Below are 12062 nucleotides of genomic sequence, written 5' to 3'. Positions count from 1 at the left end.
AACCGGCCGCCACTTCTGGTGGGCGCCTGAGGTGGCTACGCTGCGCGACATGCAGACCCAGCCGGCCGCCACGACGATGCCCACCTTCGCAGGCCTGCGGGCCGCGCCGGATTCCATCATCGGCAGCGCGCTGCGCCAGGGGCGGCCGGTCTGGAGCGAAGGCATCCACGTGCTGTGGTCGGTGTGGGTGTTCGTCGTGCCGATGTTCTCGCCGCAGGGCTACGACCTGCGCTGGCTGGTGCTGACGCTGCTGTCCTACCCGGTCTTCATCGCCCTGTTCGCGGGCGCGCTGCTGCTGCCCGAACGGCGCGCCCCCTGGTGCGCGCTCGGCATGATCGCGCTGTGCTTCGGCCTGCTGCCCTGGTACGTCTCGAGCCTGAGCTATTTCGTGTTCGGCTGCGTGTTTCTCAGCGCGCTCTCGCGCACGTCCGTGTGGCGGTACGTGGGCATGCTGGCACTGTCGAACGCGGCGCTGCTGTTGTGGGCGCGCACGCTCGGCTATCCGTGGGTGGCGCTGGCCTGGATGCCGGTGACGACGGTGGTGATCGGCCTGCTGGTCCACGTGGAGCGCCTCAGGCACCGGCAGGATGCCGCGCTGCGGCTGTCGCACGACGAGGTGCGCCGGCTGGCTGCGGTCGCCGAGCGCGAACGCATCGGCCGCGACCTGCACGACCTGCTCGGGCACACGCTGTCGATGGTCGCGCTGAAGGCGGATCTCGCCGCGAAGCTGGTGCCGCGCGATCCGCATGCCGCGCAGCAGGAGATCGGCGAAGTCGGCGGCATCGCACGCGATGCACTGGCGCAGGTGCGCCAGGCGGTCAGTGGCATCCGCGCGGCAGGCCTGGCGGCGGAGCTGGCGTCCGCGCGGCTGCTGCTGGAAACCGACGGGGTCGCGTTCGACTACGCGCTCGACGATCGTGTGGCCGCCGCAGGCCTGCCGGACGACATCGAGACCGCGCTGGCGATGACCCTGCGCGAGGCGGCGACCAACATCCAGCGCCATGCGCGCGCCACCTGCGCGCACGCGCAGTTCGCACGGGACGCCGACGCGGTGCGTCTGCAGATCCGCGACGACGGTCGCGGCGGCGCGATCGTGCCGGGGAACGGCCTGTCGGGCATGCGCGAACGCATCGAGGCGCTCGGTGGCGTGTTGCGCATCGAAGGCGGTGACGGCACCCGGGTCGACGTCACGCTGCCGCTCTCCGCGGACCGCTCGACCGTCGGATCGGCTGCCTGACGTCGCAGGGCGCACGCGCCGCCGCGCGGTGCCTGCTAACGTTTCCGCCATGCCGCGCCTGCCCACGTCCGCCGATCCCCTGCGCATCCTCATCGCCGAGGACCAGGCGATGCTGCGTGGCGCGCTGACCGCGCTGCTGAATCTGGAAGACGACCTGTCGGTGGTCGGCAGCGTCGGCGATGGCGAATCGGCCTGGCGCGACCTGCAGCGCCTGTCGCCCGATCTGCTCGTCACCGACATCGAGATGCCCGGCCTCACCGGCCTCGAACTCGCGCAGCGCATCCAGCGGCATGCGTTGCCGGTGCGCGTGGTGATCGTCACCACGTTCGCGCGCGCGGGCTTCCTGCGCCGGGCGCTGGATGCCGGCGTCGGCGGCTATCTGCTCAAGGACGCGCCGGCCGAGCAGCTCGCCGATGCCCTGCGCCGTGTCCACGGCGGTGGGCGCGCGATCGACCCGCAGCTCGCGCTCGATGCCTGGAGCGAACCGGACCCGCTGAGCGAACGCGAACGTCAGGCCCTGCGGCTCGCGGGGCAGGGCATGAACGCCAGCGAGATCGCCGCCCAGCTGCACCTCTCGCACGGCACGGTGCGCAACTACCTGTCGGACGCAATCGGCAAGCTGGGCGTCGGCAACCGCATCGAGGCGTACCGGCTGGCGCGGCAGAAGGGGTGGTTGTAGACCACGCGTCGCCTGACGCGTGCGACCGGCAACTCCTTCCCCCACTGGTGGGGCATTGCGCCCTTTACGGGTGGAAGGGTGGGATGGGGGCGAACGATCAGGTCGCGGAAATCACTTGCCTAAGGTGTCGACGCACGTGCTTGGGTTTCGAGCGTCGGACGGATTGCCCCCACCCAACCCTCCCCCGCAGGCGGGGGAGGGCTCAAACCACCCAACCCTCCCCCGCAGGCGGGGGAGGGCTCAAACAGCGCGTCTCAGCGCGCCAGCCCCACCGCGACCAGCGAATCCCGCTCGATCCGCGCGTAGATTTCGAACTCGTCGTGCACGCGCGCACCGAGCGCCGTTTCGAACGCCTCGCGGTTCGCCTGCGCCGCGTACGCGCGCTGTTCGCCGCCGCCGAGGTTCGACTGGAAGATGCCGGCCGCGCTGACCGGCAGGAAATCCTCGTAGACCACCGGGTCGGCCGTGACCAGGCCGGCTGCGATCGCTTCGTCGATGCTGCCGCGCGCGATGGCCGATGGATCCGCACGTCCCGCATCGGTCAGCGCATAGCGGTAGTAGCCAAGTTCTTCGCGGCGCAGCGTGTCGTCATCATCCGGAAAATCGTTGAACGCCGTCGCCAGGCGCGCGGCGTAATCGCCGGTGCTGCCTGCGCCGCCGGCATCGCGTGCGCGTGCGAGCAGGCTGTCGTAGAGCGCGCGGCCCTTCGGCGTCAGCGCAAGGCCGCGCTGTTCGATCTCGCCGAAACGCGCGGTGTGCGTGCCGGCGTCGGCGCTGTCGCCGACGGGAAACCGCACCGGTTCCTGCAGCGCCTTGAAGCTGGTCTGGCGCAGCAGGATCGGGCAGCGGCGGCGCGGCGGACCTTCGATGACGGCCTTGGCATCGATGCCGCGCGCCTGCATCGCGTCCTGCGCCGCATCGATGTCTAGCGTGCGCGGCGTGAGATGGTTGATGTGCGGGCCGCGGAAGCACACGACATCGGCGATCAGGCGATGCGCCGACAGCAGCGCCTGGTAGGTCGCGTGCGAGACGGTCGCCTCGCTGTGCCAGCGGAAGGTCTCCAGCGCCTGCGCGACGAACTCGGCCGCCTCGTCTGCGGTCAGCCCACCGGCCTGCTCGAAGCGTTCGATCAATGCGAGCGCACGCGGGGTGAAGATCTCGCGCGCTTCGAGAATCGCAGCGGCCTCGTCGCGCAGCGCGGCATCCTCGATCAGTTCGAGCCGCAGCAGCGAGGTGAACACCCGGAACGGATTGCGCGCCAGCGACGCGGCATCGACCGGGCGGAACGCGGTCGCATGGACCGGGACGCCCGCGACGGCGAGGTCGTAGTAACCGACCGGCTGCATGCCCATCACCGCGAACAGGCGGCGCAGCGTCGCCAGCTCACGCGGCGTGCCGACGCGGATCGCGCCATGGCGCTCGGCGTCCAGGCGGTCGAGTGCGTCGCTGCGCTGCAAGCGCGCGGCCAGTGACGGGTCGCTGGACAGCGTCGCGGCGTTCACCTCCGACACCAGCTCCATCAGCGTGCCGTACAGCGGCACCTCGTCGCGGTACATGCGCGACATCGCCTGCGCGAACAGGCTGCGGATCTCGTCGGGGGACAGGTGCATCGAAGCGTTCATGGGGACCGGGCGGAGGACCGGGCGTGCCCCGGCGAAGCGCCCATTTTCGCCTGACGACGGCGACGGCGGGAACCTCGTCACGTTGCGGCGTGGTGTCCGCTTCAGGCAGGACGTGGCGCTGCTACCCTGAGCCGCCGCCGTGCATGACGAGGACACCTGATGCAGACCCGAATGCCGCTGGGCGCCCGCGTGGTCGCGCTGACCGCCCTGTTGTGGAACCTGTTCGGCCTGCTGATCTTCGTGCTGCAGGTGTCGATGACGCCCGAGCAGGTGGCCGCACTGCCTCGCGCGCAGCAACAGATCAACGCGGCCATGCCGCTGTGGATCTACGCCGTGTTCGGCGTTGCGACGATTGCGGGCACGGCCGGTTCGGTCGCGCTGCTCAGCGCGCGCCGCTGGGCCGAGCCCATGCTGCGCGTGTCGCTGGTGGCGGTGGTCGTGCAGATGGCGGCGAGCTACGCGCTCACGCCGGTCTGGTCGCTGACCGGCCTGCGTGGCCTGGGCCTGCCGCTGCTGCTGGTGCTCGTCGTCGCCGCGGTGTGGCTGTTCGCCCGCGGCGCCGCACGACGCGGCTGGCTGCGCTGACGCGGCGTCAGGCGCGCGTCTTCAGCAGCGCCCACGCCGCGCGCAGCCCCAGCGCTTCGCCGCCCTGGGGATGCCCGGCGCGATTGCTGTCGTTCCACGCATAGGTGTCCAGATGCGCCCAGGGCGTCCCGGCCGGGACGAACCGCTCGAGATACAGCGCCGCGGTGACGCTGCCCGCCATGCGCGAACCCGCGTTGGCGATGTCGGCGATGCCGCTGGTGAGATAGCGCAGGTACGGCCGCCACAGCGGCATGCGCCACACCGGATCGCGCGTCGCCTCGCCGCCGGCGATCCAGGCAGCCGCCAGTGCGTCGTCGTTGGAGAACAGGGCCGGCAGGTCCGGGCCCAGCGCGATGCGCGCAGCGCCGGTGAGCGTGGCGAAATCGAGGATGGCGTCCGGCGACTGCTCGCCGGCGAAGGTCAGCGCATCGCACAGCACCAGGCGGCCTTCGGCGTCGGTGTTGTCGATCTCGACGCTGATGCCCTGGCGCGTGGCGATGACTTCGCCCGGACGGAACGCGTCCGGACCGACCGCGTTCTCGACCGCCGGCACCAGCAGCGTGATGCGCAGCGGCAGCTTGCGCGCCATCACCAGTTCGGCCAGCGCGATGGCGTGCGCCGCGCCGCCCATGTCCTTCTTCATGTTGCGCATGCCGTCGGCCGGTTTGAGGTCGAGGCCGCCGGTGTCGAAGCACACGCCCTTGCCGACGATCGCGACGTGCGGATGCGCGGCGTCGCCCCAAGACAGATGCAGCAGGCGCGGCGCGCGGTGCGAGGCGCGGCCCACGGCGTGGATCGCGGGGAAGTTCTGTTCGAGCAGCGCGTCGCCGGCGATGCTCTCGAACGTCGCGCCGTGCGCGGACGCGATGTCGCGCACCACGGCTTCCATCTGCTCGGGGCCCATGTGCTCGGTCGGCGTATTGACCAGGTCGCGCACGCGCGTGGTCGCGGCGATGACGTCGACGGTCTCGGCATTTGGCGCGTCGACCGCCAGTCGCGCCGGCTTGCGCGCGCTCGTCTTGTAACGGGTGAACCGGTATGCGCCCAGGCCCCAGCCGAGCTGCACCGTGGCGGCGTCGTGCGCGCCGGCCACGCGCCAGTCGCCTTCGGGCAGGCCGTAGACCGCATGCGCGTAGCTGTCGGGATCGAGCGCATCGCCGATGCCCAGCACCGCCGCGTCCAGACCGCCGTCGCCGGGCAGCAGGGCCAGCGTGCCGGGCGCCGCGTCGAACGCCTGCGCCTCGAGCCAGGCCTGCACGGCTGCCGGCTGCGCGTCGCGCCAGGCCGCGTAGCCGTCGCGCGCGACGATGTGCAGCGGACGCGCGCGCTGCGCGCCGGTGGTGAAGAGGTCGGTCGTGGTGTCGGTCATGAAACCCCCGGGGTCAGGTGCGGTCGGCGACGGTCGGAACGGCATCGAGCCAGTCGGCGAGCGCGGTGAGCGTGTCGAATTCGAGATCGGGCGCGATCGTGGCGTGTTCCCAGCGCCGGTCCTCGCGATTGATCCAGCAGGTGCGCAGTCCCGCACGCGCGGCGCCGGCCACATCCATCTCGATGTGGTCGCCCACGTGCAGGACGTCGCCGTGTGCGCAGCCGAGCCGGTCGCACGCGGCGTGGAAGATGCTTGCATCCGGCTTGGCCACGCCGTGCTCGCGCGAGCCGAGCGTGAACGCGAACAGGTGACCGATGCCCACGCGGTCGAGATCCGCATTGCCGTTGGTCACCGCCGCCACCGGCACGCGCGCGGCGATGCGCGCGAGCGCGGCTTCGCTGTCGGGGTAGTACTCCACCTTGTTGCGCTCGGCGTAGAACACCTCGTAGGCCGCGTCCAGCAATCCCAGATCGCCGCCGCTGTCGCGCAGCGCGTGTTCGATGGTCAGTTGCCGCAGCGCGGACAGGTCGTGCATCAGGTGCGCGTTCTCGGCGAACACGCGCGTGCGCAGGTCGCGCATCTTCTCGATCGGATACATGTCCGCGGTCGCGGGACTGTGCGTACGCAGGAACGCATCGAGCGTCTGCTCCACGCGCACCCCGATGGGCGCGAACGGCCACAGCGTGTCGTCGAGATCGAGGGTGATGGCGCGGATGGGAAACGTCATGGGCCCATTGTAACGAGTGGCCGCATCGCGCCTCCGGCACGGGCTGACGGCCCGGCGCCGCCACGGGCACGGCGTCGGCCTTGGGTCATACTCGGCGCGCTGAAGCCGTTAACGGCGGGCCGCGGTGGCAAAGGGCGGCTTGCCATCTCCGATTCCGATGCCGAACGCCTACCGATTCTCCGACTCCCTGCTCGACTTCGATGCCCGCGAACTGCGCCGTGACGGCGTGTTGGTCGTCGTGCCGGCACGGGTGTTCACCTGCCTGCAATACCTGCTCGAACATCGCGAGCGCGCGGTATCGCGAGATGAACTGGCGATGGCGATCTTCGCTCGCAACAACGTTTCCGATGCGCAGCTGAGCCAGATCATCTTGCGTGCGCGCCGCGCGGTCGGCGATGACGGCCAGGAGCAGCGCGTCATCCGCACGGTGCCGAGTTTCGGGTTCCGGTGGGTGGCGGAGGTGACGCCGGTGTCCGCTGCAGAACAGACCGCGTCGCCCGCGCCGGAGTCCGGGACGGCGGCGCCTGCAACGCCGCCCGTCGACCCGATGCCGAGCGCGACGTTAGGCCGGGGGCGCCTGTTGTCCGGTATCGCAGTGCTGGTCGCGGCGGCACTGCTGGCGACTGCGGCGTGGTGGTGGACGACCGCCCGGCCGCGCGTGGATGCCGCGCCGCAGCCGGGTGCCGGCGCGTTCATCGTGCTGCCCACCGAGCTCGACCAGACCGCCGACATCGCTTGGGCGCGACTGGGCCTGATGGATTTCATCGGCGATCGTCTGCGCCGCGCCGGCCTGCCGGTGGCCGCCAGCGAAAGCGTGCTGTCGCTGATGCATGCGCACGACGGCGAGCGCATCGAACCCGCGCGCCTGCGCAACGAGGTCGCTGGCGACTGGGTGGTGCACAGCCGGGCGATGCGGCGCGGCTCGGGCTGGCGGGTCGAAATCACTGCCGAAGGGCGCGACGATGCGTCACGGCATGCTTACGGCGAGCACGCCGATCTGGTGCGCGCGGCCGATCAGGCCTGCGGCCGCCTGCTGGCGGCATTGGGCCGGGATGCCACCGGGCCGGACGTCGATGCAGACCTCAGCGAAAGGCTGCAGCGCGCGCAGGCCGCCTTGCTGAGCAATGAACTGGACGCGGCACGTCACATCCTCGCCGAGGCGCCGCCCGCGCAGCGCAACGATCCGCGCCTGCGGCTGCGTCTGGCGCAGGTCGATTTCCGCGCCGGTCTGTATCCGAAGGTCCGCGACGAGGTCGAGCGGCTGCTGCGGATCGAGGCTGCCGACACGCCGCTGTTCCGCGCCCAGGTGTTGCTGCTGCGGGCCGGGATCGACCGCCGGCTCGATCATCGCGTCGCCGCCGAGCGCGACTACACCGATGTGCTGGCGCTGGTCGGCCCTGCGGGCGACATCGTGCTCCGCGGCGATGCGCTCAACGGCCGCGGCATGGTCCGCTCGCTGCTCGGCCATTACGACGGTGCGCTGGATGATCTGGGCCAGGCGCGGATACTGGCCGTGCGCACCGGCGATCCACTGGCCGTCGCCCGGGTCGATGCGAGCCTGGGGTTTCTGGAAAAAGTGCGTGGCCGCCCGGCGCAGGCGGCGGAGTACATCGCCCGCACGCTCGGCGAGTTCCGACGCTTCGGCGCAATCTACGAGCTGGTGTCGATGTCGGTGGCACTGGCCGAAACGCAGCTGTTGCTGCTGCAGCCCGACGAGGCCCGCGCGAGCATCGAACAGGCCTGGGCGCTGCGCGCGCGCATTTCCGATCCGAGCCAGCTGACCAACATCGCCCTGGGCCGCGCCGAGGCGATGGTCCGGCAGGGTGCGTTCGCCGCCGCCGAGTCGATGCTGGGCGCCGATGCGGCCGGCCCGACGCTCAACAGCGATCTGCATCGCGCCGATGCCCTGCGGATCGAGATGGCCTGGCGCGGCGGCGATCCCGCGGCGGCGGTCCGGATCGCCGACCGGGTGCTGGCCCGGTGGAATCCCGAGGCACGGGCGGAACGGTTGTTCCGGGTGCGCTGGATGCGGCATCAGGCGGCGCTGGAAGCCGACCTGCCGCTGCGCGCCGACGACGCCCCGCGACCGGCCTCCGACGACACCGGCTATGCCTGGGACTGGCTGCTGGTGGCGATGACCGCGCAGGCGCAGGACCGCGATGCCGATGCCGGCCACGCCTACCGCGTCGCGGTGGCGCGCGCCGAGCAGGACGGCGTGCCCGAAGAGGTCGCGCAGGCCGTCTACGCCGGCACGACCTGGCTGCTGGCGCACGACGACCGGGCCGAGGCGACGGCGCTGGTCGGCCGCATCGCGCCCTGGGCGCGCCAGGATTTCGACCTGGCCTTGCTGCAGACCCGGCTGCTGCATGCGATCGGACAGGTCGATGCCTGGTCGATCGCGCTGCAGGATGCGAAGCGTCTGGCCGGCGAGCGGGTCATCCCGGCCGCGTTGCAGACCCCGCCCGCGCTGCCGCCGCGCGGCGCCGCAGACCTTTGAACGCAAACGGAAAAATGGAGATGTAATGGATCGGTAACGCGTCAGGAATGGTCTTCTCCGGCGCCGTGCGCCAAGGATCGGGCGTGCCGCACAGCGCGGCGACGCAGGTGGAATGCCCGTTCCGCCGCCACCGTGTCCCTCCGAGAGAAGACCCTTCATGACCCGTACGACCCTGGCGCTCGCCATTGCCGCATTTGTTGCCGTCCTGCCGCAGGCACGCGCGCAGACTTCCGAGACCGCAACGGATGCGACGCGACTGCCCGCCGCTGCAGCGACGCCGTCCGAGCCCGACGAGGCGAGCGCCGACGCCGAGGCCGACGACGCCCCGCAAGCCGGTATCGATCCGCATTTCCAGGCCGACGGCGATGCCGGTGCCTCCGCCACCGGCGCATTCGCGACGGCCGCCGGCTCGGGCGCGATCGCGAACGCACCCGGTGCATCGGCGTTCGGCAGCGGCGCTATGGCGCAGGCGATGCACACGACCGCGGTCGGCTTCGACAGCGCGGCATCGGCCGACTACGCCAGCGCGTTCGGCGCCGGCGCGCAGGCCGCCGCCGACAGTGCGACCGCCATCGGCGGCGAGCTCTACGTGATGAATGGCGAGACCTGGGAGATGGAAGCCTTCGCGACCATCGCATCGGGCCGCGAGAGCGTGGCCGTGGGCGCCGGTGCACGCGCGCTGGCGTACCAGTCGACGGCGATCGGCGCCGGTGCCTATGCCGCCGGCGAGGAGTCGGTGTCGATCGGCGGCAGTGCGCGCGGCGATTCGACGACGGCGGTCGGTGTCATGGCGACAGCGGGCGCCGACCATTCGACCGCGATCGGCAAGGGTGCGACGACCGGTGCGATGCGCACGCTGGCAGTCGGCGGCGGCAGCGCGGCGTTCGGCGACAGCGCCACCGCACTCGGGCAAGCGGCGCAGGCCTATGGCGCGCAGAGCGTGGCGCTGGGCTTTCGAAGCCTGGTGACCGGCGAAGGCGGCATGGCGCTCGGCGCCGATGCATTCTCGACTGCGGCGGGCAGTGTCGCGCTCGGCGCCAATGCCGTCGCCGATCGCGACTTCACCGTCTCGATCGGTGACGCGGGCGCGGAGCGGCAGCTGGTCAACGTCGCCGCCGGCACGGAGGGCACCGACGCGGTGAACCTCGCCCAGCTGCGCGATGCGACCCGGTACGCCGAGCTCTTCGAAGCGACCGGCGGCCCGGACAACCAGCAGCCCGCGACCGTGATGGGCGACTACGGCACCGCGGCCGGCTCGGGCGCGCTGGCCGCGTCGCTCGGCGCGTCCGCCTTCGGCAGCGGCGCGTTCGCCTACGAGAAGCACACGACCGCGATCGGCTTCAACAGCGCAGCGTCCGCCGACTACGCCAGCGCATTCGGTGCCGGCGCGCAGGCCTCGGCCGACAGCGCCACTGCGATCGGTGGCCAGTATTACGTGATGAACGGCGAAACCTGGGAGATGGAAGCGTTCTCGACTATCGCCTCCGGCCGCGAGAGCACCGCGGTGGGCGCCGGCGCGCGCGCACTGGAATATGCATCGACCGCGATCGGCGCAGGCGCCTACGCCGGCGGCGAGGAGTCGGTGTCGATCTCCGGCAGCGCGCAAGGGAATTCGACGACGGCGATCGGCGTGATGGCGACGGCGGCGGCCGATCATTCGACCGCGATCGGCCACGGCGCGGCGGCCGGTGCGATTCGCTCGTTGGCGGTCGGCGGCAGCGCCGGCGCCTATGCCGACAGTGCCACCGCGCTCGGCCAGGTCGCGCGCGCCTTTGGCGTGCAGAGCGTGGCGCTGGGATTCCGCAGCCAGTCCGACGGCGACGGCAGTCTGGCGTTGGGCGCCGATGCGTGGTCCACCGCGACCGGCAGTGTCGCGCTCGGCGCCGGCGCGTTCGCCGATCGCGCGCACACGGTGTCGATCGGTGCTGCGGGCGCGGAACGGCAACTGGTCAATCTCGCTGCCGGTACGCAGGGCACGGATGCGGTCAACTTCGACCAGCTCAGCGCGGTCGCCGCGCGTGTCGGCGAAGTCGCCGACAACGCGATCGGTTACGACGATGCGAGCCGCGGCCGGGTGACGTTCGCCGGCGCGCAGGGCACGGTGCTGACCCACCTCGCCGACGGCGACGTCGCGGCCGACAGCACCGATGCGGTGACCGGCAACCAGCTGTTCGAGACCAACCAACGCGTCGGCGTGGTCGAAGGCCGTGTCGACGGCATCGAGGACCGCATCGGCGACATCGAAGGCGTGGCCGGAAACGCGGTGGCCTACGACGACGATGCGCGCGACAGCGTCACCCTGGCGGGCGAGAACGGCACGCGACTGGGCAACGTGGCCGCCGGAGCGATCAACGCCGCGAGCCGCGAGGCGGTCAATGGCGCGCAGGTGCACGCGGGGATGCAATCGGTCGCGACTGCGTTCGGCGGCGGCACGGTCATCGATGCCGGCGGTCGTCTGATCGGCAGTGTGTTCACGATCCAGGGCAGCCACTACGGCAACGTCGGCGATGCGCTGGGCGCGCTCGACGGCGTGATCGCCGGACTCGATGGCCGGATCGGTGCGCTGGAGACCGGAGGTGGCGGTGGTGGCGTCACTGCGCCGCCATCGGGGCGTGGCGACGGCCTGGCGGTCGGCAACGACAGCGTGGCGGTCGACGGCAACGACACCGCGGTCGGGCATGGCGCGGTGGTCGAGGCCGAGGGCGGCACCGCGCTCGGCAGCAACGCATCGATCACTGCCGATGCATCCAACGCAGTCGCGGTCGGCGCCGACGCACGCGTCGAGGCGGCATCGGGTACGGCCGTGGGGCAGGGTGCACGCGTCAGCGCCGAGGGTGCGGTTGCGCTCGGTCAAGGCGCAATTGCCGACGAGGCGAATACGGTGTCGGTCGGCAATGCCGATCAGCAGCGTCGTGTGACCAACGTTGCCCAGGGCGTCCGCGATACCGACGCCGCCAACGTCGCGCAGGTGAATGCAGGCGATGCGCGCACGCTGCAGAGCGCCAATGCTTACACCGACAGCCGCTTCGCCGCCTGGGAAGACAACTTCTCCGCGCTGCGCGGTGAGATCGACGACCGCATGCGCCACCAGGATCGGCGCATCGACCGCATGGGCGCGATGAGTGGTGCGTACGCGGGCATGGCGAGCAACACGTCGGGACTCGCCGGGCGTAACCGCATCGGCGTGGGCGTCGGTGGACAGGGCGGCGAGCAGGCGATCGCGATCGGCTACCAGCGTGCGATCGGCAATCGCGCGAGTGTCTCGCTGGGCGGCGCGATCGCAGGTGGCGAGAGCAGCGTGTCGGCAGGTGCCGGTTTCAGCTGGTGACGTGACGACCCGTGCCGG

At 71.4% G+C, this 12062-nt stretch carries 8 protein-coding genes; 5 read left to right on the top strand and 3 right to left on the bottom strand.

The annotated features are described in order from the left end of the window. The first annotated feature begins 76 nt into the window (after positions 1 to 76). Entirely contained in the window at positions 77 to 1237 is a 1161-nt protein-coding gene (locus CURTO8I2_RS08900; protein WP_159681619.1) for a sensor histidine kinase, read from the top strand. 49 nt (positions 1238 to 1286) lie between these two features. Continuing rightward, on the top strand, positions 1287 to 1916 hold the full coding sequence (locus CURTO8I2_RS08895) for a response regulator transcription factor (protein ID WP_159680468.1): 630 nt from the start codon (positions 1287 to 1289) through the stop codon (positions 1914 to 1916). 254 nt (positions 1917 to 2170) lie between these two features. Here the strand turns inward: CURTO8I2_RS08895 and CURTO8I2_RS08890 are convergent, their stop codons facing one another. Then, positions 2171 to 3538: a VOC family protein gene (locus CURTO8I2_RS08890; protein ID WP_159680466.1), complete on the bottom strand. Its 1368-nt coding sequence runs from the start codon at positions 3536 to 3538 to the stop codon at positions 2171 to 2173. Positions 3539 to 3697: 159 nt separating this feature from the next. Here CURTO8I2_RS08890 and CURTO8I2_RS08885 point away from each other — a divergent pair, with 159 nt between their 5' ends. Further along, positions 3698 to 4123, top strand: a complete 426-nt coding sequence (locus CURTO8I2_RS08885) for a hypothetical protein (protein ID WP_159680464.1) — start codon at positions 3698 to 3700, stop codon at positions 4121 to 4123. 7 nt (positions 4124 to 4130) lie between these two features. Here CURTO8I2_RS08885 and CURTO8I2_RS08880 read toward each other — a convergent pair whose 3' ends face one another. Next, on the bottom strand, positions 4131 to 5492 hold the full coding sequence (locus tag CURTO8I2_RS08880; protein WP_159680463.1) for a leucyl aminopeptidase family protein: 1362 nt from the start codon (positions 5490 to 5492) through the stop codon (positions 4131 to 4133). A 13-nt stretch (positions 5493 to 5505) separates the two neighbouring features. Continuing rightward, positions 5506 to 6219, bottom strand: a complete 714-nt coding sequence (locus CURTO8I2_RS08875; protein ID WP_159680461.1) for an HAD-IA family hydrolase — start codon at positions 6217 to 6219, stop codon at positions 5506 to 5508. Between the two features lie 157 nt (positions 6220 to 6376). Between CURTO8I2_RS08875 and CURTO8I2_RS08870 the strand changes: the two genes are divergently transcribed. After that, positions 6377 to 8716: a winged helix-turn-helix domain-containing protein gene (locus CURTO8I2_RS08870; protein WP_159680460.1), complete on the top strand. Its 2340-nt coding sequence runs from the start codon at positions 6377 to 6379 to the stop codon at positions 8714 to 8716. 157 nt (positions 8717 to 8873) lie between these two features. After that, entirely contained in the window at positions 8874 to 12044 is a 3171-nt protein-coding gene (locus tag CURTO8I2_RS08865) for a YadA-like family protein (protein ID WP_159680459.1), read from the top strand. Positions 12045 to 12062: the final 18 nt, after the last annotated feature.

The organism is Luteimonas sp. 9C, from assembly GCF_902506295.1.
In the GTDB taxonomy this organism is placed as follows: domain Bacteria; phylum Pseudomonadota; class Gammaproteobacteria; order Xanthomonadales; family Xanthomonadaceae; genus Luteimonas.
This window is presented reverse-complemented; position numbering and strand designations above follow the sequence as displayed.

Coding starts and splice junctions, on each gene's coding strand:
- CURTO8I2_RS08900 (WP_159681619.1), top strand. CDS start 77: ATGCCCACCTTCGCAGGCCTGCGGGCCGCGCCGGATTCCATCATCGGC.
- CURTO8I2_RS08895 (WP_159680468.1), top strand. CDS start 1,287: ATGCCGCGCCTGCCCACGTCCGCCGATCCCCTGCGCATCCTCATCGCC.
- CURTO8I2_RS08890 (WP_159680466.1), bottom strand. CDS start 3,538: ATGAACGCTTCGATGCACCTGTCCCCCGACGAGATCCGCAGCCTGTTC.
- CURTO8I2_RS08885 (WP_159680464.1), top strand. CDS start 3,698: ATGCAGACCCGAATGCCGCTGGGCGCCCGCGTGGTCGCGCTGACCGCC.
- CURTO8I2_RS08880 (WP_159680463.1), bottom strand. CDS start 5,492: ATGACCGACACCACGACCGACCTCTTCACCACCGGCGCGCAGCGCGCG.
- CURTO8I2_RS08875 (WP_159680461.1), bottom strand. CDS start 6,219: ATGACGTTTCCCATCCGCGCCATCACCCTCGATCTCGACGACACGCTG.
- CURTO8I2_RS08870 (WP_159680460.1), top strand. CDS start 6,377: ATGCCGAACGCCTACCGATTCTCCGACTCCCTGCTCGACTTCGATGCC.
- CURTO8I2_RS08865 (WP_159680459.1), top strand. CDS start 8,874: ATGACCCGTACGACCCTGGCGCTCGCCATTGCCGCATTTGTTGCCGTC.